Genomic DNA, 26,721 nt, shown 5'->3' on the forward strand with positions numbered 1-26,721 from the left:
GGGCCGGACGCGCGGGGCGTGCGTCGGCCGACTACCAGCCGCGGTTGGCGTAGCGCTCGGTCTCCGGCAGGGTGTCGCAGTTGATGCCGACCATGGCCTCGCCCAGGTTGCGGGAGGCGTCCGCGATGATCTTCGGGTCGTCGAAGAAGGTGGTGGCCTTCACGATGGCGGCGGCGCGCTTGGCCGGGTCGCCCGACTTGAAGATGCCGGAGCCGACGAACACGCCCTCGGCGCCGAGCTGGCGCATCAGCGCGGCGTCGGCCGGGGTGGCCACGCCGCCGGCCGAGAACAGCACGACCGGGAGCTTGCCGAGCTCGGCGACCTCGCGGACCAGCTCGTACGGGGCGCGCAGCTCCTTGGCGGCGGCGTACAGCTCGTTGTTGTCGAAGCCGCGCAGCTTGGCGATCTCGTTCTTGATCTGGCGCAGGTGGCGGACGGCCTCCACCACGTTGCCGGTGCCGGCCTCGCCCTTGGAGCGGATCATGGCCGCGCCCTCGGCGATCCGGCGCAGCGCCTCGCCCAGGTTGGTGGCGCCGCAGACGAAGGGGGTGGTGAAGGCCCACTTGTCGGAGTGGTTGACCTCGTCGGCCGGGGTGAGCACCTCGGACTCGTCGATGTAGTCGACGCCGAGCGACTGCAGGACCTGGGCCTCGACGAAGTGGCCGATCCGGGACTTGGCCATCACCGGGATGGAGACCGCGTCGATGATCTCCTCGATCATGTTCGGGTCGGACATCCGGGCCACGCCGCCGTCCTTGCGGATGTCGGCCGGAACGCGCTCCAGCGCCATGACCGCGACCGCACCGGCGTCCTCGGCGATCTTCGCCTGCTCGGCGTTGACCACGTCCATGATCACGCCGCCCTTGAGCTGCTCGGCCATGCCGCGCTTGACCCGGGCGGTGCCGACCTGGGGCTGCTCAGCGGAAGTGGGGGTGGTGGACACGTAAGACCTCACTCAGGGATGAACCGGTGCTATCGGTCTATCGTAGGCCCGGGGACACCACGACCCATACGCCACATGGTCCAGGGCCGTCCCCGGCATACGACAATCAGGCCAGCGACCCGGTGCGGCAGGAAACGCTGCCAGCCTACGCGGGCGCTCCCTCGGGCGTGAGGGCCACCGGGGGCTCGTCGTCCATCTCGAAGGCCATCGGGAACGGCGCCCGCCCCGCCAGCCGGAAGTAGCGCACCAGCCGGTGCTCGCGCACCGCCCGCGCCGCCCGCACCGCGTCGTTGTGGAAGCGCCGCGCCATCGGCACCCGGCGCACCGCCTCCACCAGGTCGCGCACCGCCTCCTCGCCGCCCGGCGCCTCGCGCACCGCGGCGACCTGCGCCGGCTCGTCCAGCACCGCCCGCAGCGCCAGGCTCAGCTCGCTCTCGGCCACCTCGCGCTGCTCGTCCTCGGCCTGCCGGGCCGCGTGCGCGGCCTCCAGCAGCAGGATCGACGCGGCCGGGTCGAGCAGCGAGGAGGTGGCCAGCTCCACCGCCACCGAGGAACGGCGCAGCAGCTGGGCGTCCAACGAGGCCCGGGCGGCGTCGATCCGGGCGTGCAGCCGGTCGAGCCTGCCCGCCGTCCAGCTCAGGTAGAGGGCGGAGAGTGCGACGGCCGCAACGGCCCAGATCCAGGTAGCCACGGGGCGCTACGGTACCGGCTCAGCCCCCGAGGACGGCCGAGCGGTAGCCGTCCGGGGCGAGCTCGCCGACCCGGACGGTGGCCTGCACCGGCCCGGCCTCCGCCCCCAGGTACCCGGGCAGCGCCGCCAGCACGGCCTCGCCCAGCGCCGCCTTGGCCGCGGCGCTGCGGCCCGGGAAGACCTCGAACCCGACCACGACCAGCGCGAAGGTCTCGGCGTCCGCCCCGACCACCGCCTCCTCGGTCCGGCGGAACCGGGTCGTGCAGCCGGCCGGCCGGGCGTCCAGCAGCTTCACCGCCAGCCGGTTCAGGGCCAGGCCGAAGCCCCGCCGGTCGAAGGCGTCGGCGAGCCGGTCGGTGTAGTCGACGGTGATCAGCGGCATGCGGGACTCCCTCTCCGGGCGGGGCGGTTCACCGGCTCGGACGCGGACGCCGACCGGACGGTTCGACCTCGGCCACCGGGGGCCGCCCGTCGGTGACCGTCTCGTACACCGAGAGCACCTCGGCGCCGACCGTCTCCCAGTCGAAGCGCCGCACGTGCCGGGAGGCGGCCTCGCGCAGCGCCAGCAGCCGCTCCGGGCTGCCCAGCAGCTTGACCGCCGCGGCCGCCAGCGCGTCCGCGTCCTCGACCGGGAACAGCTCGCCGGCCGCGCCGCCGTCCAGCACCTGGCGGAACGCGTCCAGGTCGCTGGCCAGCACCGGGGCGCCCGCCGACATCGCCTCGACCAGGATGATGCCGAAGGACTCGCCGCCGGTGTTCGGCGCCACGTACAGGTCGACGCTGCGCAGCAGCCGGGCCTTGTCCCGGTCCGAGACCATGCCGAGGAACTCCACCCGGGCCCGCACCTCGGGCGCCAGGCCGGCCACCGCCTCCTCCTCGTCGCCCTTGCCGGCCACCAGCAGCCGCACCCCCGGGCGCTCGGCCAGGATCCGCGGCAGCGCGGCCAGCAGCGTCGGCAGGCCCTTGCGCGGCTCGTTGATCCGGCCGATGAAGCCCATGGTGCCGCCGGGCCCGCCCTCGGCCGCGCCGCCCTGCCACGCCGGCTCCGGCTCGGCGTCCGCGAAGAACCGGACGTCCACGCCGTTCGGGATCACCACCGCGTCGCCGCCCAGGTGCTCCACCAGGGTGCGCCGGGCGTACTCGGAGACCGCGATCCGGGCCGACATCTTCTCCAGGCCCGGCTGCAGGATCGGCGAGGCCGCGATCATCGCCCGCGAGCGCGGGTTGGAGGTGTGGAACGTCCCGACCATCGGCCCGGTCGCCGCCCACGCCGCCAGCATCGACAGCGACGGCGAGTTCGGCTCGTGCACGTGCAGGATGTCGAACCGGCCCTCGCGCAGCCAGCGCCGCACCCGGGCCGCCGACAGGATGCCGAAGCTCAGCCGGGCCACCGACCCGTTGTACGGCACCGCCACCGCCCGCCCCGCCGAGACCACGTACGGCGGCAGCGCCTGCTCGTCCTCCGCCGGGGCCAGCACCGACACCTCGTGCCCCCGCCGGATCAGGTGCTCCGCCAGGTCCCGGATGTGGAACTGCACCCCGCCCGGCACGTCCCAGTCGTACGGGCACACCACGCCGATCCTCACGACCGCACCTGCCGCGGGGTCAGGTCGGCCAGCCACAGCTTCTGCAGCATGTGCCAGTCCACCGCGTGCTCGCGGATCGCCTCCGCCCACACGTCCGCCATCGCCTGGGTCATCGCGGCGGCCTGCTCCTGCCGCGACCCCTCCCCGGACGGCCGGACCTCCGGGTGCACCTCGGCCCGCAGCAGCGGCCCGTCGTACCAGAGCGACACCGGGAACAGCGCCGCCCCGGTCCGCTGGGCGAGCGCCGCCGGACCGGCCGGCATCCGGGTCGGCTCGCCGAAGAAGTCCACCTGGACGCCCGCCTCGGAGAGGTCCCGGTCGCCCACCAGGCAGACCAGCTTCCCCTCCCGCAGCCGCCGCGCCAGCGTCCCGACCACCGAGACGTCGGAGCCGGTCAGCGCCAGCACCTCCATCCCCAGGCTCTCCCGGTACGCCACGAACCGGTCGAACAGCGACTCCGGCTTCAGCCGCTCGGCGACCGTGGTGAACGGGAACCCGCCCGCGGACGCGATCCAGGCGCCCGCCAGGTCCCAGTTCGCCATGTGCGGCAGCGCCAGCACCGCGCCGCGGCCCGCCGCCATCGCCTCGTTCAGCTGCTCCAGGCCCTTGACCGTTATGGCACCGGCGATCCGCTCCCGGCTCCAGGTCGGCAGCCGGAACGACTCCCGCCAGTACCGCATGTAGGAGCGCATCCCGGCCCGGGACAGCTCCCGCAGCCGGGCCGCGTCCGCGTCCGGGCGGACCCGCGACAGGTTGGCCTCCAACTGCCGCACCCCCTTGCCCTGCCGCCGCCACGCCACGTCGGCGATGGTGTCGAACAGGCCGCGGGCCACCGGCTCGGGCAGGTGCTTCAACCCCGCCCACCCGGCCGCGTAGGCCGCGGCGACCAACCGTTCCCTCACTTGACCCCCTCGGCGGCGGCCGCCGCCTCCAGCTCCGCCGACTCCCGGCGCACCGTCAGCATCCGCTGCGCCACCGTCACCAGACTGCCCGCCGCGACCGCCCACAGGGCGATCGGCAGCAACCACTCGATGTACGGCACCCCGAACTTGTGCAGGCCCGCGAGCCCGGCCGCGGTCAGGCTGATCACCAGGCGCTCGGCCCGCTCGACCAGCCCCGAGACGTTCACCGGGAAGCCCAGCGCCTCGCCGCGCGCCTTGGTGTACGACACCACCTGGCCGCTGGCCAGGCAGAAGACCGACACCGCGCACAGCAGGTCGTTGTCCCCGCCCCCGGCGTACCACATCGCCAGACCGCCGAAGATCGCCGCGTCGGCGACCCGGTCCAGCGTCGAGTCCAGGAACGCCCCCCACTTGCTGGAGCGGCCCGCCTGGCGGGCCATGTTGCCGTCCACCAGGTCGGAGAAGATGAACAGCGTGACGGTGATCACGCCCCAGAAGAACTCCCCGCGCGGGAAGAACACCAGCGCGCCGGCCACCGAACCGGCCGTACCGATCAGCGTGACCGCGTCCGGACTGACACCCCACCGCAGCAGCATCGCCGCGAACGGGGTGAGGACACGTGTGAAGAAGGCACGCGCGTACTTGTTGAGCATGGCCTTCCGGTCCGCTCCGCTCCTCGGATTGGCACCCGCGGGCCGCATGCCCCGCCGGGCGGCCGCGCGAATGCACCCGCCCGGCCGGACAATGGTATCCACGCTGATCGAGCGGCAGGAGGCCAGCCATGCCGGACCGGACGGCCCACACCCCCGCACCGCCCGCCGACCGACCCGACCGGCTCCGCAACGTGGCCCTGGTCGGGGCCGGCGGAGCCGGGAAGACCACCCTCGCCGAAGCGCTCGCCCGCACCGCCGGCGTCCTGACCAGAGCCGGAACCGTCCCCGACGGCACCACCACCGCCGACTGGGAGGACGTCGAGCACCGGCAGCAGCGCTCCGTCCAGCTCGCGCTCCTCCCGCTCCCCTGGCGCGGCCTCAAGGTCAACCTGCTGGACGCCCCCGGCTACGCCGACTTCGCCGGCGAACTCCAGGCCGCCCTGCGCGCCGCCGAGGCCGCCCTGTTCGTGCACTCCGCCGCCGACCCCGAAGTCCCCCGCCCGGTCCGCGCCCTGTGGCGGCAGTGCGAGGACGCCCGCCTCCCCCGCGCGATCGTCCTCACCCACCTCACCACCGCCCGGGTCCGCCTCGACGACGTGCTGCGGATGCTCCAGGACACCCTCGGCACCCCCGACACCGTCCGCCCGCTGCACCACGTCGACCTGCGCGACGGACACCTGCACGGCGCCACCGACCTGCTCACCGGCCGGGTCCACGGCACCCCCGGGGACGCCCCCGACCTCGCCGCCGAACGCGCCCGCCTGGTCGAGGCCCTGGCCGGCGAGGACGACACCCTGCTGGCCCGCTACCTCGACGGCGAGGGGCTCGACACCGCCGCCCTCACCGCCGGCCTGCGCCGCGAACTGCTGGCCGGCACCCTGCACCCCGTCCTCGCCACCGCCCCCGACGGCACCGGCTGCGACGCCCTGCTCGACCTGGTCGCCGACGCCTTCCCCTCCCCCGCCGACCGCACCGACGGACTCCCCGCCGCCGACCCGGACGCCCCCGTGACCGCCCAGGTCGTGCACACCGGCGAGGACCCCTACCTCGGCCGCCTCAGCCTGCTCAAGGTCTTCGCCGGCACCGTGCGCCCCGACACCACCGTCCGGCTCCCCGACGGCACCGAGGAACGCCTCACCGCCCCGCACAGCCCGCTCGGCCGCCAACTGCGCCCCGTCCCGCAGGCCGCCGCCGGCGACCTCGCCACCGTCACCCGGCTCACCGCCGCCCGCACCGGCGACACCCTCACCGCCGACCGCCCCGGCCGCACCGTGCTCCCGCCCTGGCCGCTGCCCGAGGCCCTGCTCCCCACCGCCGTCCAGGCCCGCTCCAAGGCCGACGAGGACAGGCTCTCCCAGGCCCTCGGCAGGCTCGCCGCCCAGGACCCGGCCCTGCGGGTCGAACAGAACCCCGACACCGGCCAACTCGTCCTGTGGTGCACCGGCGAGGCCCACCTCGCCGTCACCCTCGACCGCCTCACCACCCGCCACGGCGTCCACGTCGACACCGTCCCCTACGAGGTCGCCCTGCGGGAGACCTTCGCCGCCCCCGCCGACGGCCACGGCCGGCACGTCAAGCAGTCCGGCGGCCACGGCCAGTACGCCGTCTGCGACCTCACCGTCGAACCGCTGCCCGGCGGCGGCTTCGAGTTCGTCGACCGCGTCGTCGGCGGCGCCGTCCCCCGCCACTTCGTGCCCTCGGTCGAGAAGGGCGTGCGCGCCCAACTCGCCCGCGGCCTGCGCGGCCACCCGATGACCGACGTCAAGGTCACCCTCACCGACGGCAGGGCGCACTCCGTCGACTCCTCCGACGCCGCCTTCCAGACCGCTGCCGCCCTCGCCCTCAAGGAGGCCGCCGACCACACCGCCGTCAAGGTCCTGGAACCCGTCGACGAGGTGCGCGTCCTGCTCCCCGACGAGTACCAGGGCGCCGTGCTCGCCGACCTCTCCGCCCGGCGCGGACACGTCCTGGGCACCGAGATCGGCGGCGAGGGCCTCAGCCTGGTCCGCGCCGAGGTCCCCGCACTCGAACTCGCCCGCTACCCGCTCGACCTGCGCTCGCTGTCGCACGGAACCGGCCAGTTCACCCGCGCCTACCTGCGGCACGCCCCGATGCCCGCCCACCTCGCCGCGCGGCACACCGGCGGCTGACCGCGCGGCCGGTCAGGAACGCCGCGGCAGCGCGCACGCCGGAGTGCCGCCCGGCATCCGGTCCCGGTTCCTCGCCACCCAGCGGTAGACCGCGTCCGCCACCGGCCGCACCGGCGCCAGCGCCAGCACCCCGCCGGCCCACGCCCACAGCCCGCCCGACCGCATCAGCAGCCGCGCCACCGCCTGCGCCCCGCCGTACACCCGGCGGTCCGGCGTCACCCACAGCACCTCGCGCGCCGCCCGCTCCGCCGTCACCTCCCCGCCGGTGAACTCCTCCAGCGCCGCCAGGTCCGCGAACTGGAACGCCACCGCCTCCCAGCCCGCCGAGGACAGGCTCTGCCGCGGATAGCGCTCCGCCCACCGCACGCAGCTGGAACAGAACGCGCAGTCGCCGTCGAAAACCAGCACCGGGCCCGGTGCGTACGCACTCGTCATGCCGCGATCCTCCACCCCCGCGGCACCGGCCGACAAACCGGGGGCGTCGAACCCGCCCGCACGGGGCACCATGTCCCCGGAACGGCCGCGCGCGGCCGATATGTGACCCAGGATCAGCCGATGATCCGCACAGCCCCGCCGCCGCACGGTAACCTGCCGCAGATCGATCAGGGGAGAAGGAGCTGCACAGGTGACTCAGCTCGACATGACGCCGGGCGCGCAGGTACCGCGGACGGACGTCGGCAACCAGACCGCGGTCACCCAGGCCTTCTCCTCCGCCGCCTACCGCACCGGCGACGTCAGGGAACTCGAGGCGCTGACCGGCGTCACGGTCAAGGACGGCAAGTTCGAGCTGTTCCGCCCCAGCGCCGGCGAGGCGTTCAGCCGCGCCCTGATCGACCGCACCCTCGGCGGCGGCCGCAAACCGCTGGTCCCCTCGCACGGCACCGACGTCCGGATGGTCGTCGAACACTGCCTCGCCGCCCAGGACCTGCGCGAGGCCCGGGACCGCAAGCTCTCCGGCCTCAGCCTGCTGTTCGGCCTGCTGTTCCTGCCCGGCACCCTGGTCTGGCTGGGCGCCTACCAGGTCCGCGCCTGGCTCAGCGGCAAGAAGTCCGCCGGCCTGGACGGCTTCCTCGGCACCCTGGTCATGCTGCTCGTCTTCGGTCTGGCGCTGGTCCTGGCGTTCTGGCCGCCGTTCCACGGCGTCCTCGGCCTCTACTTCCGGATCGTGATGCTCGGCCCGGTCCTCGGCTGGTACCTCGCCAAGCGCACCGTGGTCGACAGCGTCGCCCAGCAGCGCGCCCGCTGGGGCGACCTGGTCGGCGGCAGCCCGGTCGCCGCCATCGTCCCCAAGGCCGTCCCCAAGGACCACCTCGACAAGAAGGCCAACGCCCTCAAGGCCGGCCTGGACCGCCTCAGCGCCGAGCAGAACACCAACATCCAGCACTACGCCGGGCCCAAGGGCATCCTCGGCATCGGCGCCCGCTGGGCCGAGTGGTCCCTGCGCGAGGACCTCCGCCCCGCCGAGGGCCACCCCGACTTCCGGGTCTTCCACGTCGCCGACCTGACCCGCCGGATCGCCGACCGCCTCTCCGGCCTGACCAGCAGCGAGGTCCCCAACGGCGGCCTGCCCAAGCCGATGATCAGCCACTGGGTGGTGCTGGACACCGGCGAGGGCGCCGACGAGATCGGCCGCCCCTCCGGTCCCGACATGGACGGCGACCGGATGCGCGACTTCGCCGTCCAGGAGCTCGCCAGCAAGCAGAGCTTCGGCTCCGACACCCGGCACCGGATCGCCGTCCAGTTCGTCCTGCACAAGGGCCAGTTGGTCTCCACCATCGTGATCAACGTGATGGTCCTGGCGCAGAACCTGCAGATCCACGTCACCCCGCACACCCTCGGCCCGATCAACGGCTACTTCACCGGCAAGCCGAAGACCCCCGAGAAGGACGTCTCCAAGACGCTCCGCTTCTGGGAGACCCGCACCGTGCAGCTCCCGGTCGTCAACGACACCGAGGTGGTCCGCCAGGCCGTCCGCGCCCCGTTCCACAAGAACCCCGGCCTGCTGAAGTGGCTCGGCGGCGGCATCTCCTTCCCCGAACCGCTCTGCCTGCGCCAGGCCTGGGCCGACCCGACCTGGAACAGCCGCTACAAGTCCGACGACACCATCTACCTGCCCAGCCCGGTCCTCGGCATCATCCACGCCGCCGTCATCGAGTTCCTCGACGAGCACGACGTCGCCACCGACCGGATCGCCAACCGCTCCAACATGCTGCGCAGCGAGATCCAGGGCGCCCGCCCGTTCCGCGCCGACAAGTACGACGCCGGCTGACCGGCCCGCGAACGGCCGCAGGGGCGTGCGGGAACCCTCCCGCACGCCCCTGTCCGCGTCCCGGACCGGTCAGGCCGGCCACACCTCGGCCAGCACCTTCCGGGTGTCCGCCAGCAGTTGCGGCAGCACCTTCGTGTGCCCCACCACCGGCATGAAGTTGGTGTCCCCGCCCCAGCGCGGCACCACGTGCTGGTGCAGGTGCGCGGCGATCCCCGCCCCCGCGGCCGCCCCCTGGTTCATCCCGATGTTGAACCCGTGCGCCCCCGAGGCCGCCCGCAGCGCCGTCATCGCCTTCTTGGTGAACTCCCCGAGCTCCGCCGTCTCCGGCCCGTCCAGCTCGGTGTAGTCCGCGACGTGCCGGTACGGCACCACCATCAAGTGCCCGCCGTTGTACGGGTACAGGTTCAGCACCGCGAACACCGACTCGCCCCGCTGCACGATCAGCCCGTCCTCGTCGCTCAGCTTCGGGATCGAGCAGAACGGACAACCGTCGTCGGGAGCCGGCCCGGTGGGCTTGTTCTCGCCCTGGATGTACGCCATCCGATGGGGTGTCCACAGGCGACGGAAGCCGTCCGGCTCCCCCACGCCCCGCTGCAGTTCCGGCTCACTGGTCATGCCCGCCAGCATAAGCGCCGCGGCCCGCGAACAGAGCGGTGCGGGGCGGACTCCCGGAGGAGACCGCCCCGCACCCGCGTCAGTCCCGCAGGGGTCAGACCTGCACCCGGCTGCGCACCGCCTCGACGATCTCCGCGATCGCCTCGGCCTTCGGCACGCCGTTCTTCTGCTCGCCGCTGCGGTAGCGGAACGACACCGCGCCGGCCTCGACGTCGTCGTTGCCCGCGATCAGCATGAACGGGACCTTGGTCTTCTGCGCGTTGCGGATCTTCTTCTGCATCCGGTCGTCCGAGGTGTCGACCTCGACCCGGATGCCGTGCTTCTTCAGCTCGGCCGCCACGTCCAGCAGGTACGGGACGTGCTCGTCGGTGATCGGGATGCCGGTGACGGTGACCGGGGCCAGCCACGGCGGCATCGCGCCCGCGTAGTGCTCCAGCAGCACCGCGAAGAAGCGCTCGATCGAGCCGAACAGCGCCCGGTGGATCATGACCGGCCGCTGCCGCGAGCCGTCCGCCGCGGTGTACTCGAGGTCGAAGCGCTCCGGCAGGTTGAAGTCGAGCTGGACGGTCGACATCTGCCAGGTCCGGCCGATCGCGTCGCGCGCCTGGACGGAGATCTTCGGGCCGTAGAAGGCCGCGCCGCCCGGGTCCGGCACCAGCGGCAGGCCCTGCTTCTCGGCCACGCCGGCGAGGACGGCGGTGGCCTCCTCCCAGTCCTCGTCCGATCCGACGAACTTCTCCGGGTCCTTGGTGGACAGCTCCAGGTAGAAGTCGTTCAGGCCGTAGTCGCGCAGCAGGCCCAGCACGAAGGTCAGCGTGCGGTCCAGCTCCTCGGCCATCTGCTCGCGGGTGCAGTAGATGTGCGCGTCGTCCTGGGTGAAGCCGCGGGCCCGGGTCAGGCCGTGCACCACGCCGGACTTCTCGTACCGGTAGACCGTCCCGAACTCGAACAGGCGCAGCGGCAGTTCGCGGTAGGAGCGGCCGCGCGCGTCGAAGATCAGGTTGTGCATCGGGCAGTTCATCGGCTTGAGGTAGTAGTCGACGCCCTCGTCCAGCTGCATGGGGGGGTACATGCCGTCGGCGTACCAGTCGAGGTGGCCGCTGGTCTCGAACAGCTTCCCCTTGGTGGCGTGCGGGGTGTAGACGAACTCGTAGCCCTCCTCCTCGTGCCGCTTGCGCGAGTAGTCCTCCATGGTGCGGCGGATGATGCCGCCCTTGGGGTGGAAGACGGCGAGGCCGGAGCCGATCTGCTCCGGGATGGAGAACAGGTCGAGCTCGCTGCCGAGCTTGCGGTGGTCGCGCTTGGCGGCCTCCTCCAGGAAGTCGAGGTGCGCCTTGAGTTCGTCCTTGGAGGGCCACGCGGTGCCGTAGAGGCGCTGCAGCATGGGGTTCTTCTCGCTGCCGCGCCAGTACGCGGCGGCGGAGCGCATCAGCTTGAAGGCCGGGATGTGCCGGGTGCTGGGCAGGTGCGGGCCGCGGCAGAGGTCGCCCCAGCAGACCTCGCCGGACTTCGGGTCGACGTTGTCGTAGATGGTGAGCTCGCCGGCCCCGACCTCGACGTCCGCGCCCTCGCCGGCGGTCGCGGCCGAGCCCTTGAGGCCGATCAGCTCCAGCTTGTAGGGCTCCCCGGCGAGCTCCTCGCGGGCGGCCTCGTCGGTGACCACCCGGCGGGAGAACCTCTGCCCCCGCTTGATGATCTCCTGCATCTTCTTCTCGATGGTCTTGAGGTCGTCCGGGTGGAACGGCTTCTCGACGTCGAAGTCGTAGTAGAAGCCGTCCCGGACGGGCGGGCCGATGCCGAGCTTGGCCTCGGGGAAGACCTGCTGGACGGCCTGGGCCATCACGTGGGCGGTGGAGTGCCGCAGGATGTCGAGGCCGTCGGGGCTGGAGATCACGACGGGTTCGACCTCGTCGCCGTCCTGGACGGCGTAGGCGAGGTCCTTGAGCTGGCCGCCGACCCGGGCGGCGATCACGGCGCGGTCGTCGGCGAAGAGCTCGGCGGCCGTCGTGCCCGTGGTCACCACGCGCTCTTCCCGATCGGGTTCGCGGTTGATGATGATCCGGACGTCCGTCACCGGTCTCTCCTGACGTTCTGGCTACCGTGGTGCAGCAGAACCGCTGCACCGTGCATGGTACCGAGCCGGGCCGCGTGCCCGTCGCCAAGGCCCGTTCGCGGACGGCGTGGTCGTTCGGTCACTTTCCGCGACGATCCGGTCGTCGGGACGGTTGACCGCGCGTCAAGTGCGGTATCACTCCTGCACGGCGCTGCCGCTGCACCGGTCCTCGGTGGCAGCGGCCGCCGGGCAAGGACCGTGCGGCGTCTGAGGGGGCGTCATGCAGCAGCTCCGTTCCTGGTACCACGGTCCGCTCGCGTCCTTCGACACCGAGACCACGGGTGTGGACGTCGAGCGGGACAGAATCGTTTCGGCCGCCCTGGTGGTGCAGCCCGCACCGGGCTGGGAGGCCGCCGTCCGCACCTGGCTGGCGAACCCGGGGGTGCCGATCCCGGAGCCGGCCCGCGCGGTGCACGGCATCTCGGACGAACAGGTCCGGGCGCACGGCCGGCCGCCGCGGACGGTCGCGGTGGAGGTGGCGCTGGCCCTGGCCGAGCAGTCCCGGGCGGGCGTGCCGCTGGTGGTGATGAACGCCCCGTACGACCTGACGCTGCTGGACCGGGAGTTGCGCCGGCACGGGGCGGGGTCGCTGCCGGAGGTGCTGGGCGGCGCGGAACTGCTGGTGCTCGATCCGCGGGTGCTGGACAAGCAGCTCGACCGCTACCGCAAGGGGCGGCGCACGCTGACCGACCTGTGCGCGCACTACGGCGTCGAGCTGGTGGGCGCGCACGACGCGGCGGCGGACGCGCGGGCGGCGATGGAGCTGGTGCGCGCGGTGGCCGCCCGGCACGCGGCGCGCCTGGGCGGGCTGTCGCCGGCCGAGCTGCACCTGCGGCAGGCGGTGTGGCACGCGGCGCAGGCGCGCGGCCTGGAGCGGTGGTTCGAGCGCTCGGGCACCCCGGAGCGGGTGGACACGGCCTGGCCGATGCGCCCGGCCCGCTGCCACTGCGGTGCGCGCCTGGAGCCGGGCCACGCCTGCGGGTTGGCGGCCTGACGCACCGTCGGGGGCTGTCGGGTCGGGAAACGCCGCAGGCCCCGACAGCGTGGTCGGGGCCTGCGGTTGGTGCTCGGTGGGCGATACTGGGATCGAACCAGTGACCCCTTCGGTGTGAACGAAGTGCTCTCCCGCTGAGCTAATCGCCCGGGCAACGAGAAGAACTGTAGCACCACTTGGGGCCGGGTCCACAATCCGTTCCGCGGACGGACCCCCAGTTCCCCTTCCGGGAAGGCAGGTTGAATGAACGTCAGAAGTTCGGCCGGGGTATGCGGAAAAGGCGCGGGGCCCCGACCTGATAAACAAGTCGGAGCCCCGCGCCTGTGCATTCCGGTGGGCGATACTGGGATCGAACCAGTGACCCCTTCGGTGTGAACGAAGTGCTCTCCCGCTGAGCTAATCGCCCGGGTGCAGGGAAAACATTACCCCATCCGCGCGGGTGCTCCGAACACCCTCGCCGCCACCGCGCCCGCCCCGCGCCCCGGCCTCCGGGGCGCACCCCCGGTCGTCGCGCCCGACCAGCGGCGTCGGCCGACGGCACCGGTCGGCGGACCGGCCGGCCACGCCGAGTGACGTCCCCGGTCCGGGCGGTCGGCGCGGCCGGTCGGCCGGGGCCGCCGGACGGAGCCGACCGGGGTCCGCGGGGCCGGGTTCGTGGGTTCCTCCAGTCCCGCCGCGGCCCGCCCCGGTGCGACCGCCGGTAATGCCCTGCCGTTACCGGCCCGCCGCCCGGGCGGCGAGTGCGGCCGGGGGATTCCGCAATGCGCCGGAAGGGGTACGACTCGCACCGGAATCGGGACAGACGGGTTTACACCGGGCTTTCAGGTGGGATGGTCCGTTCGCCGACGTGCGATTCCCCGAGCGCACACTGAGCGAAAGGCCCTGGCGCTTATGAACACCACGGTCAGCTGCGAGCTGCACCTGCGCCTCATCGTGTCCAGCGAGTCGTCACTGCCCGTCCCCGCGGGCCTGCGCTACGACACTGCCGACCCCTATGCCGTGCACGCGACGTTCCACACCGGAGCCGACGAGACCGTGGAGTGGGTGTTCGCCCGCGACCTCCTCGCGGAGGGGCTGCACCGACCGACCGGTACCGGCGACGTCCGGGTGTGGCCGTCCCGCAGCCACGGTCAAGGCGTGGTTTGCATCGCCCTGAGCTCTCCGGAAGGAGAGGCCCTGCTGGAGGCCCCGGCCCGGGCGCTTGAGTCCTTTCTCAAGCGGACGGACGCCGCGGTGCCCCCCGGCACCGAACACCGTCACTTCGACCTCGACCGGGAGCTGTCCCACATCCTCGCCGAGAACTGACCCCCGAACGAGTACGGCCCGCCGTCGCGCGGCGGCGGGAACGCCTCGATGCGCACCGTCCTACTCGGGGGCACGGTCGCAGCTCGCAGCCGCCACGGCGGCCTCGGGGTCCGGCCCCGGGCGTCCTCTCCCACCGGAGCGGACGTCCGGGGCTCAGTCACGTCCCGGCCCGGGCCGCACCCGGTCCCGGCCGGCCGTGCCGGGTCCGGCGGCGCCACGTATCGGCCCGGTCACGTACCGCCCGCGTCCCGGTCCGGGGGCGGCCCGGGCCGGTAGAGTCGGCGCGCGATGACCGACGCGCCGGCCCCGGGGCCGGCGCCGCGTGAGGAGCCCCCACGTGCTGATCACCCATGACACCGAGTGCGCGCTGAGCATCCTGGTGGAGCTGCTGAACACGGCGCCGGAGGCGTGCGGCAGCGAACAGCTGCCCGACGTGGCGGCGCTGAGCGCGTTCGTGGTCCGGCAGGAGATCAGCGAGATCGACTCGCTCGGCCCGGCGGACCTGGCCGCCGTGCACGAGCTGCGCGCCCGGCTCGGCGAGGTGTTCTCGGCCGGGTCGGTCGAGCGGGCCGCCGAGCTGGTGAACACCCTGGTCGCGGAGGCCGGCACCACGCCCCGGCTGACCAACCACGACCACCACGGCTGGCACATCCACTACTTCGCCCCGCACGCCGCGATCGGCCGGCACCTGGCCGCCGAACTGGGCATGGCGCTGGCGTTCATCGTGATGGCGGGCGAGCTGGAGCGGCTGCGCCGCTGCGAGGCGCCGAGCTGCGCCCGGGTCTTCGTCGACCTGTCCCGCAACCGTTCGCGCCGCTACTGCGACAGCCGCACCTGCGGCAACCGGCTGCACGTCGCCGCGTACCGGGCCCGGCAGCGCTCGGCGGAGGCGGAGGCCGGGGCGGAGGCCGGGCCGGCCGCCGGGGCGGTGTCGGCCGCGGGCCGCTGAGGCGGCGGGCGGGCGGGGGTCAGCTGGCCGTCCGCGACCTGGGAGACTGGGCGGCATGAGTGATTCCTCGCTGCCCCGTGTCGAGTTCTGGTGCGACCTGCTGTGCCCCGACTGCCGTACCGCGCTGGACGACGTCCGGGCGCTGCGGGAGCGGTTCGGTGACGCGCTGACCGTCGAGCTGCGGCACTTCCCGCTGGAGAAGCACAAGTACGCGTACCCGGCGGCCGAGGCGGCGGCGGAGGCGTTCGAGCAGGGGCGCGGCTGGGAGTTCGCGGAGGCCGTGCTGGCGCGGCTGGAGGACGTCGAGCGCGGCGGGGCCGCGGTGCTGGTGGAGATCGCCGGAACGGTCGGGGTGGACGCGGACGAGGTGGACACCGCGCTGATCGACGGCCGGCACATGCTCTGGGTCGACTCGGACGTGGCCGAGGGGCGGGCGATCGGCGTCAAGGGGACGCCGACGTACGTGGTGGCCGGGAAGCGGCTGGACGGCGGGCAGTCGCAGGACGGGTTGCGGGAGCGGATCGTCGAGCTGCTGAACGGCTGAGGCCGGTCCGTGGGGGCGGGGGCGGTCAGAGCAGGGGTTTGCTGAGCACGTGCCGGGTGGTCCGGTAGCCGAGCGACTCGTAGAGCCCGATCGCCACCGCGTTGTCACGGAACACGTTCAGGCCGAGGTGGCGGACCCCGGCCCGCAGGCACTCGCGTTCGGCGATGCGCATCAGGGCGCGGCCGTGGCCCCGGCCGCGGTGCTCGGCGGCGACCTCGACCAGCATCACCCAGGCGAGCGGGCTGCCGTCGGGCAGCCGGTCCTGGTGGAGGGTGACCCAGATCGTGCCGAGGACGCGGCCGTCGGCGTCCAGCAGGCGGCGCAGCACGGTGCCGACGGTGGAGAGGCCGACCGGGAGGGCCCGGCGGTGGTCGCCCTCGGCGCGGACGGTGGCCTCGTCGGGGTCGAGACCGGCGGAGATCAGGTCCTGGCGGTAGCCGGCGATGGCGGCCTCCTGCCAGACCGGGTACTCCTCGGGGGTCATCGGACGGTCCGTCAACCCGCTTGTCTGCGGCGGGACTTGGTCGAGGTCCTTGCCGAGGTTGCGCATCCGCTCGGTGTAGCCGAGGGCGTGCGCGAGGTGCAGGGCGACGGGGGCCCCGGCCGGGACGATGACCTGGGCCCGGACGCACCCCCAGGACCGGAGCACCTCCTCGGCGGCCAGCACCGCGACGGTCGCCCGCCCGCGGCGGCGGTCCGCCTCGGCGACCTCCAGCTCGCAGACCTCCCCCGGGTACCGCCCGCTGCGGGCCCACGCGTTGGTCCGCAGGCCCCCCGCCCGCCGCCCGTTCACCATGATGTGCCAGCGCCGCGTCCGCCCGCCGCCGACACCCGCCTCCTCGGGCCCGTCGGGCCGCAACGTGGTGGTCATGCCGTCTCCCTTTCCCGCCCCTGCCGCTCTTCTACCCCGCCACCCGCCCTCGGGCCGGCCACTGACTCACACCGGGTCAGTGGCCGGCCCGGCACGCTCCGCGAAGACCTCCATCGCCTTACGGGTCACCGGCCCCACGCCCGGCAGCTCGCGACCGCCGACGCGGACCGACCGCGCTCCCCCACCCCGCCTCGGCCCCGGCGCAGCCGGTCCCCACTCACACCGGGTCGCGGTCCCGCCCCGCGCGCTCCGCGAAGACCTCCATCGCCTTGCGGGTCACCGGCCCCACGCCCGGCAGCTCGCGACCGCCGACGCGGACCGACCGCGCTCCCCCACCCCGCCCAGCCCCGGCGCAGCCGGTCCCCGCTCACACCGGGTCGCGGTCCCGCCCGGCGCGCTCCGCGAAGACCTCCATCGCCTTGCGGGTCACCGGCCCCACGCCCGGCAGCTCGCGGTCGTCGATGCGGGTGACGGCCTGGACGTCGCGGAGGGTGGAGGTCAGGAAGACCTCCTCGGCCCGGGTGAGGGCGTCGAGGGGGACGTCGGCCTCTTCGGCGCCGGTCCAGTCGAGGACGAGCTGGCGGGTGATGCCGGCCAGGCAGCCGGAGGCGAGGGTGGGGGTGAGGAGGCGGCCGTCGAGGACGAGGAAGACGTTGGAGCCGGTGCCTTCGCAGAGCCGGCCGGCGGTGTTGGCGAGGAGGGCCTCGCTGGCGCCGGCGCGGTGGGCGGCGGCGAGGACGATGACGTTCTCGGCGTAGGAGGTGGTCTTGAGTCCGGCGACGGCGGAGTGCTCGTTGCGGCGCCAGGGGACGGTGACGACCGCGGTGGTGTCGGGGCGGGGCGTGGCGCTGCCGAGGGCGACGATCAGGCTGGGGCCCGCGGTGCCGCGTTCGGAGCCGAGCGGCGAGGTGCCGCCGGTGTAGGTGATGCGCAGGCGGCCGAGCGGCAGCGGCTTGGCGGCGAGGACGCCGGCGCAGGCCTCGCGGACCAGGTCGTGGTCGGGGTCGGGCAGGCCGAGGCCGCGGGCGGAGCGGGTGAGGCGGTCGAGGTGCCGGGTGGGGGCGAAGAGTTCGCCGTGCTCGGCCTTGACCGTTTCGAAGACGCCGTCGCCGACGGTGAGTCCGTGGTCGAGGACGGAGAGTGCGGCGTCGTCCTCGGCGGTGAGGTGTCCGTTGACCCAGATCATCGGCGTGGTGCTCCTTGCGGGGATCAGTCGGGGGTGCCGGTGGAGGCTATCGCTACCAGCCGGGCGGCTTTGAGTTCGGTCTCCTGCCACTCGCGGTCGGGGTCGGAGTCCCAGGTGATTCCGGCGCCGGTGCCGAACCGGAGGACGGGGGCGCCGGTCGGGGGGCGTTCGATCCAGAAGGTGCGGATGCCGACGGCGAGTTCGGCTTCGCCGCGGTCGGCGTCGACCCAGCCGACGGCGCCGCAGTAGGGGCCGCGGGGGGCGGTCTCCAGGGCGTGGATGATCCGCAGGGCGCTGCTCTTGGGGGCGCCGGTGACGGAGCCGGGCGGGAAGGTGGCGGCGAACAGCTCGGCCCAGCCGGCGTCGGGGCGCAGGGTGCCCTCGACGGTGGAGACCAGGTGGACCAGGCCGGGGTGCTTCTCGACGGCGCACAGGTCGGGGACGGTGACGGTGCCGGTCTCGCAGACCCGGCCGAGGTCGTTGCGGACCAGGTCGACGATCATCACGTTCTCGGCGTGGTCCTTGTCGAGCAGGTCGGCCTCGGTGCGGCCGGTGCCCTTGATCGGGCCGGAGAGGACGGTGCGGCCGCGGCGGGCGAGGTAGAGCTCGGGCGAGGCGGTGGCGATCTCGACGCCGTGCTCGGGGAGGCGGATCGTTCCGGCGTGGGGGGCGGGGTTGTGGGCGGCGAGGAGGCCGGTGAGGGCGTCGATGTCGGTGCGCGCGGGGTCGGGCAGCGGGGCGCTCAACACCCGGCAGAGGTTGGCCTGGTAGACCTCGCCGGCGGCGATGTGCTCGCGGATGCGGCGGACTCCGGCCCGGTAGGCGTCGGCGTCGAGGGAGCTGCGCCAGGACGCGGGGGCGGGGCCGTGCCAGCGGTCGGTGGCGGGCGGGGCCGGGTCGGGGCGGACGTCGGCGAACCGGGCGCAGGTGAGCCTGCCCTCGAAGTCGTGGACGACGGCCCAGAATCCGCCGCGTTCGAGGGCGGCCGGGTCGTGGGTGACTTCGCGCAGGCCGGTGGCGAGCCGGCCGGCGAAGCGGGCCATCGGCTGCTCGGGGCTGAGGGGTGCGGTGCGGCGGGACACGGTTCTCCTGCGCGGATTTCGGTGCTGCCCGCCGCCGGTGCCGAGGCTGTCGCGGCGCCGGTCCGCGCGGGCGCGGGACAGGTCCCGGGGGATCGCCCCGGTACCGGAAAGTCTAGGTCGGGGGCCCGGGGAGGCGTCGGGGGCGGGCCGGACGGTTCGACGTGCGGCAGCCACCCCCGCGCCACGCTGCGGGAACGGATTTTTCAGCTGGGCCGGGAATCCGCTAGAGTTCAACACGTCGCCAGGGAGCGCCGCCGGGAAAACCGGGGAAGCCCCCGGGCCGACAGGCGGACGTGGCTCAGTTGGTAGAGCATCACCTTGCCAAGGTGAGGGTCGCGAGTTCGAATCTCGTCGTCCGCTCGACGGAGAACGGGTAAGATCGTTCTTCGGGAGTTCAGAAGTTCAGAAGTGTTGCCTGGTGGAGTGGCCGAGAGGCGAGGCAACGGCCTGCAAAGCCGTGTACACGGGTTCAAATCCCGTCTCCACCTCCGAGAGGTGTCGTCCGGTCTCGACCGGGCGCCCTCCCCGCGCGATTAGCTCAGCGGGAGAGCACTACCTTGACACGGTAGGGGTCACTGGTTCAATCCCAGTATCGCGCACTGGTCTTCGGATCCCGGTCCTTCGGATCGACCCGCGCGATTAGCTCAGCGGGAGAGCACTACCTTGACACGGTAGGGGTCACTGGTTCAATCCCAGTATCGCGCACTCAGGCTTCCCAGCAGGGGATTCCTGGCGCACCCGCGCGATTAGCTCAGCGGGAGAGCACTACCTTGACACGGTAGGGGTCACTGGTTCAATCCCAGTATCGCGCACCACGGTTGAGAGCCGCAGTCCGGTCCGGACTGCGGCTCTCGGCGTTTCCGGAACGGGCGGCGGGCGGCGGGCGGCGCACGACGAACGACGGTGGCCGGGAACGGCACGCCCTCACCGACGTGTCGTTCCCGGCCACCGGGTGGGCCGGAGCTTGCAGCCTGTGCCACTCACTGGTCCGTCCACGACCGTGAGGGCGGCTCCGGCCGGCGAAGACCCCTACCCCATGAGGGGGTCAGCGCCCGATCAGGTCGGCGACCGCCCGGGTCTGGGTCGCCAGTTGGTCCCACGCGCCGAACAGGGCCAGCAGCAGGACGGCGCAGGGCAGGACGATGGCGAGGGCGACGGCCGGGTGCCGGGTCTCCGTGGCGGGGAGGTGGCGGCGGCGAAGGGCTCTGCTGAGCGGTGCCATGGTGTGCTGGGCTCCTGCCGGGCTGGGTGCTGCGGGTCGGTTCGGACGGGGCGGTGCGGGTGGTGCGGTCCTGGCAGCGGGGGCGGTTCCTCGGGGGACGAGCGGCCCGCCCTCGCTGTGAACAACCGTATGCGGCAAGGCCGTCGGGGGTCGTCATGCCCGCGCACGGTTCCGATCGCCTCCGCTGGGATGAGGCGCGGCGCGGCGGCGTACTCCTGGAGGCGGAGACCGGGGGTGCGGGTACCCCTAGACCGCCCCGGGGGTGCCCCCTGGGGGGTGGCCCGGCCGGGGCCGGGAGCCGGGTTCCGGCGTGGCCCTGACCGGGTCCTGACGGGGGGTGGGCGGCGGGTGCGGCGGCGGTTCGGGTGCGGTTCGGGTGCGGATCGCCGCCGGTGGCGGGCGGGGCCGGGGCGGGCGGGGATCGCACGCACGCTACCGATCCGACAATCCGACCGGCGGTTCGCGTGTTGCGTGTCGACGCGGGGCCGGTACCTGTCCGTAAGCTGTCCCGAGACAGTTGTCTGACGATGCCCCACATCCGACGGGGCCTCACCCCACAGGCTGACGGAACGGGAACGGGTACGGGCAGATGGCAATGATGCGGTTGAGGCGTGAGGACCCCCGCATCGTCGGCCCGTACCGGCTGCACCGGCGGCTGGGCGCCGGCGGGATGGGCGTGGTGTACCTCGGCTCCGACCGCAAGGGGCAGCGGGTCGCGCTGAAGCTGATCCGCGCCGAGCTGGCCGAGGACGCCGAGTTCCGCACCCGGTTCGCCCGGGAGATCGCCGCCGCCTCGCGGATCCGCGGCGGCTGCACGGCCCGGGTGGTCGGCTCCGACATCGAGACTGAGCGGCCCTGGCTGGCCACCGCGTACGTGCCCGGACCCTCGCTGTACAAGCAGGTCTCCGAGGAGGGGACGCTGGCCTGGCCGGACGCCGCCCGGATCGGCTCGGCGCTGGCCGACGGGCTGGTGAAGGTGCACGAGGCCGGGGTGGTGCACCGCGACCTGAAGCCCTCGAACATCCTGCTCTCCCCCAAGGGCCCGCGGATCATCGACTTCGGCATCGCCTGGTCGCGCGGCGCCTCCACGCTCACCCACGTCGGCACCGCGGTCGGCTCGCCCGGCTTCCTGGCGCCCGAGCAGGTGCGCGGCGCGGCCGTCACCCCCGCCACCGACGTGTTCGCCTTCGGGGCGACGCTGGCGTTCGCGCTGACCGGCGAGTCGCCGTTCGGGTCGGGCGCCTCCTCCGAGGTGATGCTGTACCGGGTGGTGCACGAGGAGCCCGACCTGAGCGGCGTCCCGCCGGTGCTGGCCCCGCTGGTGCGCGCCTGCCTGGCCAAGGAGCCGTCCGAGCGCCCGCCGGCCGCCGCGCTGCACGAGCGCCTCAGCGAGCTCGCGGCGCGCGGCGGCGGCCGGGCCGGACGCGCCGCCGCCCGCCCCGACGAGGTGCGCGCCCCGGCCGCGCCGCCCGCCGACGGCCCCGCGGAGGGCGCTCCCCCGCCCCGCCGGGCGGGTGCCGGCCCGGTGCCGGGGGCGGCCCGGCGGCCGGACGGACGGCCCGAGGGCGCGCGCGGCACGGCGGGCGGACGCGGTACGGCGGGCGGACGCGGTACGGCGGGCGGGCGTCCCGAGGCGGTGCGCGGTACGGCCGGGGGCGGCGGGCGTCCGGTGGCGAAGGCGGACGGCGCGGCCGGGCCCGGCGGGCGGGCGGTGGCCACGCCCGCGATGCCCCGGCAGGACGCGGCCCGTCCGGACGGGCGCGGCCCGGGGGCGCGGCGACCGGTCCGGGACGGCGACACCGTCCGGGAGCGCCGCCCCGCGACCGGCCCCGGCCGCACCCCCGCGCCGGGCCGGGACCGCACTCCCCCGCCCGGGCGCGCCCCGCACACCCTGGGCGGGCGCCCGACGCCGCGTCAACGGCTGCTGCGGCAGCGGCTGGTGGTGTTCGTGACGGTCACCCTGGGCGTGGCGCTGGCCATCGCCGTCGCGCAGGGCTGCCAGAACCGCGAGGCGCAGGGCCTGGGCCCGCAGCCCGCCGGCGTGGTGACCGGGGGGCCGGCCGCGCCGAGCGCCGGGACGACGACGCTGTCCGTGGACGGCGCGAACGCCGGGCACAGCGACACCGGGCTCGCCCCGTCCTTCGGCACCCAGCCGCAGGTCGACTGGCCCAACCTGAGCTACCCGGACCCGTCCGGCGGCCCGGCGATCCGGCTGCACGACGGCCGCTCCACCGAGAACGGCCCGCCGATCTCGCTCTCCGCGGTGCTGCCCGCCCGCTACCGGGACGCCCAGGCCGCGCTGGTGGTGCTGCGCCGGCTGGAGGGCTCGGTGCCGGTCGACCTGGTCCAGCTGTACGGCTTCACCGGCGGCGCCCCCGTGCTGCTGGCCGACCGGGCCTCGGCCGCCAACCCGGAGGCGGGGGCGGTGTGGCGGGTGGAGAACGGCGCACTGATCCGCGAGGAGCGGGTCGACCGGACGGGCGCGGTCTCCTCCACCCGGTACACCGTCCGCCCGGACGGCGGCCTGGAGGAGTCCTGGCCGGGCTCGGGCGTCTCGGGCTCGGCGGACTGACCGGGCCGCCCGGCGGGCGTCACAGCCCGGCGGCGTCCAGCAGGGCGCGCATCTCCGCGACCGGGAGGGCCGGATGGGCGGCGGCGGACGCGGCGACGTACCCGGACGGGTCAGCGAGCAGCGCGCGCAGGGTGGCCGGGTGCAGGCGCGGGTGGCTCGCGGCGGCGTGGCGGACGTCCGGGTCGGGGTCGGCGGCGAGGCGCTCCAGGACGGCGGCGGGCAGGTCGGGGTCGCGGAGGGCGAGCAGGCGCATCCGGGGGACGGGGTCGTCGGCCAGCCGACGCAGCGTCCCGACGGGCAGCGGGTAGGAGTCGGCGGGGCGCCAACGCATCCGCTTGCGGGGGCGGTGTTCGCGGTCGAGGCGTTCGGCGGTGACCGGGTCGATGGGGTCGGGGCTGCTGGCGGCGGCGGCCAGCGCGACCTCGTTGTCGGGGTCGGCGAGCAGCCGGGCGCGGGTCTCGGCGGGCAGGTCGGGTGAGGCGGCGGCGCGGCGGAAGACGGGGTAGGGCGAGTCGAGGTGCGGCAGCGGGTCGGCGGTGACCCAGGGCAGGCGCATCATCCAGAGTTCGGTGCCGACCGCGAAGTGGGCGAACTCGTGCTCGATGGCGGTCTCCTCGTCCTGGCCGGACGGTTCGTACGGTCCGGTGAGCCAGGCGTACAGGGCGGCGCGGTCGGCGTCGGGGGTGTCGGGGCGGGCGAAGACGGCGAGGCGGACCAGGGCGAAGGGGTCGGTGGCGAGGCGGTCGCGGACCGCGGCGGGCAGGTCGGGGTGGGCGGCGAGGGCGTGGCGGACGTCCGGGTCGGGGTCGGCGGCGAGGCGGGCGGGGTCGGCGGCGGCCAGGTCGGCGTGCGGGACGGCCCCCGCCCGGGTGAGCGGGTCGGCGAGCAGGGCGGGGACGAGGTCGGCGGGCGGGACGGGGTGCGGCAGGTGGCGGAAGTACCGGGCGCAGGCGGCGGCGCGGACGCTGTCCTCGGGGTCGGTGAGCAGGGTGCGGCGGACGGGTTCGGGCGCGGTGGTCCAGTACTGGCCGAGGGCGGCGCGGACGTCCGGGTCGGGGTCGTGGGCGAGGCGGGCGCGCAGGTCGGCGGGGGTGCGGTCGGACTCGGCGAGTTTCTGGCGCACCTCGGGTGCAGGGTCGGCGGCGAGCCGTTCGAACAGCTCGCGCTCGTCGGCGGCGGCGGAGACGACCAGGGCGGCCCGGACGTCCGGATCGGGGTGGCCGGCGAGGCGGTGGCGCACGTGCTCCGGCAGGTGCCGGTTGAGGGCGGTGCCGTGCGCGTCCCGTTCGATCAGCGCGTCGAGCTGCGGCTCGGTCAGGTCGGGACGGCGAAAGAGCTGGTGGGGCGGGTACGGGTCGGCGATCAGGCGGTCGAGCAGGTCGGCGGGCAGGGCGGGGTTCTCGGACAGGCCGGTCAGGATCTCGGGCCGGGGGCTGAGCACGTGCGGTGGTCTCCTTCCGGGGGTGTCCGACCCCGCCACCCCGGTGTGCGGGACGGTCGCGGCCCGCCGGGGCGGCGGGGTCGGCATGGCCGGGACGCTACCGGACGGTGGCGGGGCGGGGGCCGGGAGGTGGTGACGGCTTGTCAGTACGGGGCGGCAGCATGTGCCGCATGATGTGGACGACCGACGCGATGCACGTCGCGTACTGCCAGTACTTCCTGTACGGGCCGGAGCTGCCGGACGGCTGGGACGCGCACGCGCTGGACCGGCTGTTCCACGGGAACGGGGTGGCCTCGGGCTGCCCGGACCACCTGACGGTGCTGTGCGGGACGCACACCGGGCTGATCCGGCTGGGGGTGGAGCGCTGCGCGCGGCGGCCGGCGGAGCCGGGGCCGGAGTGGGAGAGCGCGGTGGAGCTGTCGCTGCACAGCAGTGGCGAGCTGCGGCTGCGGGCCTGGGACGGGGTGGACGTCGAGGGTCCGGGGAACCTGGCGCACGCCGGGCCCGGCTGGTACCGGGTGCGGGTGCAGACCCGCGGCCGGGACCGGGGGCGGGAGGCCGACACCGCGGCCCGCCCGGTCGAGGAGCACCGGCTGACGCTGTGGCCCGCTCCCCCGTCGCCGGAGCTGGTCCTGCGGGTCGGCGACCTGACCGGCCGCCGCCACCACGACCCGCGGCGGCCGGCGCCGCAGCCGATCCGTCCGCCGTCGGCGCGCCGGGCGGCGTGACGGGGCGGGGCGAGGCGGCCGGTCGGGGCGGCGGCCACCGGATAATGGTGCCGACCGTGCGCCGGGTCGGCGGCGGGGCGGAGCGAGTCGGGAGAGGTGCGGGAGCGATGGCCCTGGTGGAGGGTGAGCGCGTCAGGCTGCTGGCGGACCTGGCGTTGGGCGGGGCGTCCGCCGGGGAGGACGGCCCGTCGGTCGGTCTCCTGCTGCTGGGCGCGGGTGTCGAGGGGACCGTCGTGCGGGTCACCGGGGAGCTGCCGCCGCCGGAGGAGGTCCGTGAGTACGAGCGGCTGCGAGCCCTGTTCGAGGACTACGGGCACACCGTGCCCGCGGAGAGCCTGCGCCGGCTGGAGGCGCAGCTGGCCGAACTGGAGCCGCACTGGCGGGAGTTCCGGGCGCGGGGCCCGCGCTCGTCGGTCCGGGTGCGGTTCGACAACGGCTTCGTGCTGGAGGACGCGGACGCGGAGGTGTTCGCCGCCTGCTGAGCGCGGGCCCTCCGGTCAGCCGTGGTTGACGGCGTAGAAGGCGATCGCGGCGGCTGCGCCGACGTTCAGCGAGTCGATGCCGTGCGCCATCGGGATCCGCACCCGCTGGTCGGCGGCGGCGAGGGCCTTCGGGGTCAGGCCGTCGCCCTCGGCGCCGAGCATCAGCGCGGCCTTCGGGAGCAGGTGCGGGCGGGCCGCGGTGAAGTCCTCCGCGCCGGAGGGGGTCAGCGCCAGCAGCTCGAACCCGGCCGCCCGGACGGCGTCGAGCGCGGCCGGCCACGGGTCGAGCCGGGCGTAGGGGACGGAGAACACCGCGCCCATCGAGGTCTTGACGGCCCGCCGGTACAGCGGGTCGGCGCAGTCCGGGGAGAGCAGCACCGCGTCCATGCCGAGCGCGGCCGAGGAGCGGAAGATCGCGCCGAGGTTGGTGTGGTCGACCAGCCCCTCCAGGACGGCGACCCGGCGGGCGCCCGCGAGCACCTGCGCGGCGGCGGGCAGCGGCTTGCGCTCCATCGAGGCGAGCGCGCCCCGGTGCACGTGGTAGCCGGTGACCCGCTCGGCGAGCACCGGGTCGACCAGGTGGACGGGGGCGTCCGTCCCCGCGATCACGTCCTGCATGACGCCCAGCCACTTGGCGGTGAGCAGCATCGACCGCATCCGGAACCCGGCGGCCAGCGCCCGGCGGATCACCTTCTCGCCCTCGGCGATGAACAGCCCCTCGGCGGGCTCGCGGCGGCGGCGCAGCTCGACGTCGGTCAGGTCGGTGTAGTCGCTCAGCCGGGGGTCGGCGGCGTCGGTGACGGTCAGTGGCTCGGACACCGGACGATTTTCGCACGTCGCGGGGGTGGGAGAGGTCCGGTGATCCGCGGGTGCGGGGCGGGACGGGACGCCCGCCCCGCGGTGGTCGCGGTGCGGCTCCGGCTCACTCCGGTCCGGGTGCGCCGTCCGCTCGCCGGGCACCGGGCGCGCGGCGCGGCGGCGGGGCGGGGGTGAGCAGGTCGGCGAGCCGGTGGGTGTCCGCGAGGTACCGCTCGTAGGGGAAGCCGGCCGCCAGGAGGGCGGTGCGGAACTCCTCCTCCAGCGGTTTGCCCTCGTCCAGGAAGGCGGCCTGGCCGGCCGGGGTGAGGGTGACCAGGCGGCGGCGCCGGTGGGCGGGATCGACGTCGACCGCGACGTAGCCCGCCGCCTCCAGCGGGCGCAGGGCCCGGCTGACGGCGGGGTCGGAGAGGGCCAGTGCCTCGGCGAGCCGGTGCTGGGTGGCGGGCTGGATCTCCTCCAGGGTGCCCAGCAGCCGCAGTTGGCTGGTCGAGAGGCGCTGGTCGGGGCCGGAGCGGCGGCGGGCCGCGTCGCCCATCAGCATGACCACGCGGTAGAGGAGTTCTGCGAGTCCTTCGTCCATGGGTCCATCCTACCGAACACTTGC

The 26,721-nt window shown here is 74.6% G+C and carries 25 protein-coding genes and 7 tRNA genes; 14 read left to right on the forward strand and 18 right to left on the reverse strand.

Features of this window, described 5'->3' with window-relative positions; translation table 11 throughout:
- Window positions 1–31: 31 nt before the first annotated feature.
- The 6 genes from pdxS to pgsA all read right to left on the reverse strand — a co-directional run bounded on the left by pdxS (window position 32) and on the right by pgsA (window position 4,775).
- Window positions 32–943: a pyridoxal 5'-phosphate synthase lyase subunit PdxS gene (gene pdxS, locus ACIP60_RS28760; RefSeq protein WP_033211561.1), complete on the reverse strand. Its 912-nt coding sequence runs from the start codon at window positions 941–943 to the stop codon at window positions 32–34.
- Between the two features lie 145 nt (window positions 944–1,088).
- Complete coding sequence (locus tag ACIP60_RS28765; protein ID WP_100835292.1) at window positions 1,089–1,634, reverse strand: hypothetical protein; 546 nt, start codon at window positions 1,632–1,634, stop codon at window positions 1,089–1,091.
- 19 nt (window positions 1,635–1,653) lie between these two features.
- Window positions 1,654–2,016, reverse strand: coding sequence for an isomerase (locus ACIP60_RS28770; protein WP_400689562.1), 363 nt, complete (start codon window positions 2,014–2,016; stop codon window positions 1,654–1,656).
- Between the two features lie 28 nt (window positions 2,017–2,044).
- A complete protein-coding gene (locus ACIP60_RS28775) occupies window positions 2,045–3,220 on the reverse strand; it encodes a glycosyltransferase family 4 protein (RefSeq protein ID WP_400689565.1) in 1,176 nt (391 codons plus the stop codon).
- On the reverse strand, window positions 3,217–4,122 hold the full coding sequence (locus ACIP60_RS28780) for a phosphatidylinositol mannoside acyltransferase (RefSeq protein WP_400689568.1): 906 nt from the start codon (window positions 4,120–4,122) through the stop codon (window positions 3,217–3,219). The genes ACIP60_RS28775 and ACIP60_RS28780 overlap by 4 nt, the downstream gene beginning before the upstream one ends.
- On the reverse strand, window positions 4,119–4,775 hold the full coding sequence (gene pgsA / locus ACIP60_RS28785; RefSeq protein ID WP_400689571.1) for a phosphatidylinositol phosphate synthase: 657 nt from the start codon (window positions 4,773–4,775) through the stop codon (window positions 4,119–4,121). Before pgsA ends, ACIP60_RS28780 begins: the two co-directional genes overlap by 4 nt.
- 128 nt (window positions 4,776–4,903) lie before the next feature.
- Here pgsA and ACIP60_RS28790 point away from each other — a divergent pair, with 128 nt between their 5' ends.
- Window positions 4,904–6,925, forward strand: a complete 2,022-nt coding sequence (locus ACIP60_RS28790) for an elongation factor G (protein ID WP_400689574.1) — start codon at window positions 4,904–4,906, stop codon at window positions 6,923–6,925.
- A gap of 12 nt (window positions 6,926–6,937) precedes the next feature.
- Here ACIP60_RS28790 and ACIP60_RS28795 read toward each other — a convergent pair whose 3' ends face one another.
- A complete protein-coding gene (locus ACIP60_RS28795; protein ID WP_400689577.1) occupies window positions 6,938–7,360 on the reverse strand; it encodes a thiol-disulfide oxidoreductase DCC family protein in 423 nt (140 codons plus the stop codon).
- Window positions 7,361–7,550: 190 nt separating this feature from the next.
- Between ACIP60_RS28795 and ACIP60_RS28800 the strand changes: the two genes are divergently transcribed.
- Entirely contained in the window at window positions 7,551–9,194 is a 1,644-nt protein-coding gene (locus ACIP60_RS28800) for a hypothetical protein (protein WP_400689579.1), read from the forward strand.
- Between the two features lie 69 nt (window positions 9,195–9,263).
- Here the strand turns inward: ACIP60_RS28800 and ACIP60_RS28805 are convergent, their stop codons facing one another.
- Together ACIP60_RS28805 and thrS are read right to left on the reverse strand one after the other, a co-directional pair.
- Window positions 9,264–9,821, reverse strand: coding sequence for an HIT domain-containing protein (locus ACIP60_RS28805; protein ID WP_035860128.1), 558 nt, complete (start codon window positions 9,819–9,821; stop codon window positions 9,264–9,266).
- A gap of 82 nt (window positions 9,822–9,903) precedes the next feature.
- Window positions 9,904–11,883, reverse strand: coding sequence for a threonine--tRNA ligase (gene thrS / locus ACIP60_RS28810; RefSeq protein ID WP_400689582.1), 1,980 nt, complete (start codon window positions 11,881–11,883; stop codon window positions 9,904–9,906).
- Between the two features lie 259 nt (window positions 11,884–12,142).
- On the opposite strand from thrS, the gene ACIP60_RS28815 reads away from it, so the two are divergent.
- Window positions 12,143–12,916, forward strand: a complete 774-nt coding sequence (locus ACIP60_RS28815; protein ID WP_400689585.1) for an exonuclease domain-containing protein — start codon at window positions 12,143–12,145, stop codon at window positions 12,914–12,916.
- 77 nt (window positions 12,917–12,993) lie between these two features.
- On the opposite strand, the gene ACIP60_RS28820 is transcribed toward ACIP60_RS28815, so the two are convergent.
- Window positions 12,994–13,065, reverse strand: a tRNA-Val gene (locus ACIP60_RS28820).
- 185 nt (window positions 13,066–13,250) lie between these two features.
- Window positions 13,251–13,322: transfer RNA gene (locus tag ACIP60_RS28825), tRNA-Val, on the reverse strand.
- Window positions 13,323–13,807: 485 nt separating this feature from the next.
- Between ACIP60_RS28825 and ACIP60_RS28830 the strand changes: the two genes are divergently transcribed.
- From ACIP60_RS28830 to ACIP60_RS28840, 3 genes are all read left to right on the forward strand, one after another.
- Window positions 13,808–14,221, forward strand: coding sequence for an SsgA family sporulation/cell division regulator (locus tag ACIP60_RS28830; RefSeq protein ID WP_030459107.1), 414 nt, complete (start codon window positions 13,808–13,810; stop codon window positions 14,219–14,221).
- Window positions 14,222–14,558: 337 nt separating this feature from the next.
- Entirely contained in the window at window positions 14,559–15,170 is a 612-nt protein-coding gene (locus tag ACIP60_RS28835) for a CGNR zinc finger domain-containing protein (protein ID WP_400689589.1), read from the forward strand.
- A 55-nt stretch (window positions 15,171–15,225) separates the two neighbouring features.
- On the forward strand, window positions 15,226–15,714 hold the full coding sequence (locus ACIP60_RS28840; RefSeq protein WP_400689592.1) for a DsbA family protein: 489 nt from the start codon (window positions 15,226–15,228) through the stop codon (window positions 15,712–15,714).
- Between the two features lie 25 nt (window positions 15,715–15,739).
- Here ACIP60_RS28840 and ACIP60_RS28845 read toward each other — a convergent pair whose 3' ends face one another.
- From ACIP60_RS28845 to ACIP60_RS28855, 3 genes are all read right to left on the reverse strand, one after another.
- A complete protein-coding gene (locus ACIP60_RS28845; protein WP_400689594.1) occupies window positions 15,740–16,585 on the reverse strand; it encodes a GNAT family N-acetyltransferase in 846 nt (281 codons plus the stop codon).
- Window positions 16,586–16,952: 367 nt separating this feature from the next.
- Complete coding sequence (locus tag ACIP60_RS28850) at window positions 16,953–17,771, reverse strand: aminotransferase class IV (RefSeq protein ID WP_400689597.1); 819 nt, start codon at window positions 17,769–17,771, stop codon at window positions 16,953–16,955.
- A gap of 23 nt (window positions 17,772–17,794) precedes the next feature.
- A complete protein-coding gene (locus tag ACIP60_RS28855) occupies window positions 17,795–18,853 on the reverse strand; it encodes a chorismate-binding protein (RefSeq protein ID WP_400689600.1) in 1,059 nt (352 codons plus the stop codon).
- Window positions 18,854–19,140: 287 nt separating this feature from the next.
- On the opposite strand from ACIP60_RS28855, the gene ACIP60_RS28860 reads away from it, so the two are divergent.
- The 5 genes from ACIP60_RS28860 to ACIP60_RS28880 all read left to right on the forward strand — a co-directional run bounded on the left by ACIP60_RS28860 (window position 19,141) and on the right by ACIP60_RS28880 (window position 19,668).
- Window positions 19,141–19,213: transfer RNA gene (locus ACIP60_RS28860), tRNA-Gly, on the forward strand.
- A gap of 57 nt (window positions 19,214–19,270) precedes the next feature.
- Window positions 19,271–19,341: transfer RNA gene (locus ACIP60_RS28865), tRNA-Cys, on the forward strand.
- A 39-nt stretch (window positions 19,342–19,380) separates the two neighbouring features.
- Window positions 19,381–19,452 (forward strand) — tRNA-Val (locus ACIP60_RS28870).
- Between the two features lie 34 nt (window positions 19,453–19,486).
- Window positions 19,487–19,558 (forward strand) — tRNA-Val (locus ACIP60_RS28875).
- A 35-nt stretch (window positions 19,559–19,593) separates the two neighbouring features.
- Window positions 19,594–19,668 (forward strand) — tRNA-Val (locus ACIP60_RS28880).
- A 230-nt stretch (window positions 19,669–19,898) separates the two neighbouring features.
- On the opposite strand, the gene ACIP60_RS28885 is transcribed toward ACIP60_RS28880, so the two are convergent.
- Window positions 19,899–20,075, reverse strand: a complete 177-nt coding sequence (locus tag ACIP60_RS28885) for a hypothetical protein (RefSeq protein ID WP_159073016.1) — start codon at window positions 20,073–20,075, stop codon at window positions 19,899–19,901.
- A 604-nt stretch (window positions 20,076–20,679) separates the two neighbouring features.
- Between ACIP60_RS28885 and ACIP60_RS28890 the strand changes: the two genes are divergently transcribed.
- A complete protein-coding gene (locus ACIP60_RS28890; RefSeq protein WP_400689604.1) occupies window positions 20,680–22,647 on the forward strand; it encodes a protein kinase in 1,968 nt (655 codons plus the stop codon).
- Between the two features lie 19 nt (window positions 22,648–22,666).
- Here the strand turns inward: ACIP60_RS28890 and ACIP60_RS28895 are convergent, their stop codons facing one another.
- The gene (locus ACIP60_RS28895) at window positions 22,667–24,088 is read right to left on the reverse strand and encodes a hypothetical protein (protein WP_400689607.1); all 1,422 of its coding nucleotides are present in this window, start codon (window positions 24,086–24,088) and stop codon (window positions 22,667–22,669) included.
- Window positions 24,089–24,258: 170 nt separating this feature from the next.
- Here ACIP60_RS28895 and ACIP60_RS28900 point away from each other — a divergent pair, with 170 nt between their 5' ends.
- Both ACIP60_RS28900 and ACIP60_RS28905 read left to right on the forward strand, forming a co-directional pair.
- Window positions 24,259–24,816 (forward strand): hypothetical protein, encoded by a 558-nt coding sequence (locus ACIP60_RS28900; protein ID WP_400689610.1) that lies wholly within the window; start codon window positions 24,259–24,261, stop codon window positions 24,814–24,816.
- A gap of 107 nt (window positions 24,817–24,923) precedes the next feature.
- Complete coding sequence (locus tag ACIP60_RS28905; protein ID WP_282205093.1) at window positions 24,924–25,298, forward strand: hypothetical protein; 375 nt, start codon at window positions 24,924–24,926, stop codon at window positions 25,296–25,298.
- Between the two features lie 15 nt (window positions 25,299–25,313).
- On the opposite strand, the gene ACIP60_RS28910 is transcribed toward ACIP60_RS28905, so the two are convergent.
- Window positions 25,314–26,117 (reverse strand): RNA methyltransferase, encoded by an 804-nt coding sequence (locus tag ACIP60_RS28910; protein ID WP_111556491.1) that lies wholly within the window; start codon window positions 26,115–26,117, stop codon window positions 25,314–25,316.
- Between the two features lie 103 nt (window positions 26,118–26,220).
- A complete protein-coding gene (locus tag ACIP60_RS28915; protein WP_400689615.1) occupies window positions 26,221–26,697 on the reverse strand; it encodes a MarR family winged helix-turn-helix transcriptional regulator in 477 nt (158 codons plus the stop codon).
- Window positions 26,698–26,721: the final 24 nt, after the last annotated feature.

Source organism: Kitasatospora sp. NPDC088783 (assembly GCF_044750705.1).
In the GTDB taxonomy this organism is placed as follows: domain Bacteria; phylum Actinomycetota; class Actinomycetes; order Streptomycetales; family Streptomycetaceae; genus Kitasatospora; species Kitasatospora fiedleri.

What these genes read in the sequence shown, in the direction of transcription:
- ACIP60_RS28815 (WP_400689585.1), top strand. Translation starts at nt 12,143, where the DNA reads ATGCAGCAGCTCCGTTCCTGGTACCACGGTCCGCTCGCGTCCTTCGAC.
- ACIP60_RS28795 (WP_400689577.1), bottom strand. Translation starts at nt 7,360, where the DNA reads ATGACGAGTGCGTACGCACCGGGCCCGGTGCTGGTTTTCGACGGCGAC.
- ACIP60_RS28805 (WP_035860128.1), bottom strand. Translation starts at nt 9,821, where the DNA reads ATGCTGGCGGGCATGACCAGTGAGCCGGAACTGCAGCGGGGCGTGGGG.
- ACIP60_RS28885 (WP_159073016.1), bottom strand. Translation starts at nt 20,075, where the DNA reads ATGGCACCGCTCAGCAGAGCCCTTCGCCGCCGCCACCTCCCCGCCACG.
- ACIP60_RS28770 (WP_400689562.1), bottom strand. Translation starts at nt 2,016, where the DNA reads ATGCCGCTGATCACCGTCGACTACACCGACCGGCTCGCCGACGCCTTC.
- ACIP60_RS28845 (WP_400689594.1), bottom strand. Translation starts at nt 16,585, where the DNA reads ATGACCACCACGTTGCGGCCCGACGGGCCCGAGGAGGCGGGTGTCGGC.
- ACIP60_RS28850 (WP_400689597.1), bottom strand. Translation starts at nt 17,771, where the DNA reads ATGATCTGGGTCAACGGACACCTCACCGCCGAGGACGACGCCGCACTC.
- ACIP60_RS28830 (WP_030459107.1), top strand. Translation starts at nt 13,808, where the DNA reads ATGAACACCACGGTCAGCTGCGAGCTGCACCTGCGCCTCATCGTGTCC.
- ACIP60_RS28915 (WP_400689615.1), bottom strand. Translation starts at nt 26,697, where the DNA reads ATGGACGAAGGACTCGCAGAACTCCTCTACCGCGTGGTCATGCTGATG.
- ACIP60_RS28900 (WP_400689610.1), top strand. Translation starts at nt 24,259, where the DNA reads ATGATGTGGACGACCGACGCGATGCACGTCGCGTACTGCCAGTACTTC.
- ACIP60_RS28840 (WP_400689592.1), top strand. Translation starts at nt 15,226, where the DNA reads ATGAGTGATTCCTCGCTGCCCCGTGTCGAGTTCTGGTGCGACCTGCTG.
- ACIP60_RS28905 (WP_282205093.1), top strand. Translation starts at nt 24,924, where the DNA reads ATGGCCCTGGTGGAGGGTGAGCGCGTCAGGCTGCTGGCGGACCTGGCG.
- ACIP60_RS28790 (WP_400689574.1), top strand. Translation starts at nt 4,904, where the DNA reads ATGCCGGACCGGACGGCCCACACCCCCGCACCGCCCGCCGACCGACCC.
- pgsA (WP_400689571.1), bottom strand. Translation starts at nt 4,775, where the DNA reads ATGCTCAACAAGTACGCGCGTGCCTTCTTCACACGTGTCCTCACCCCG.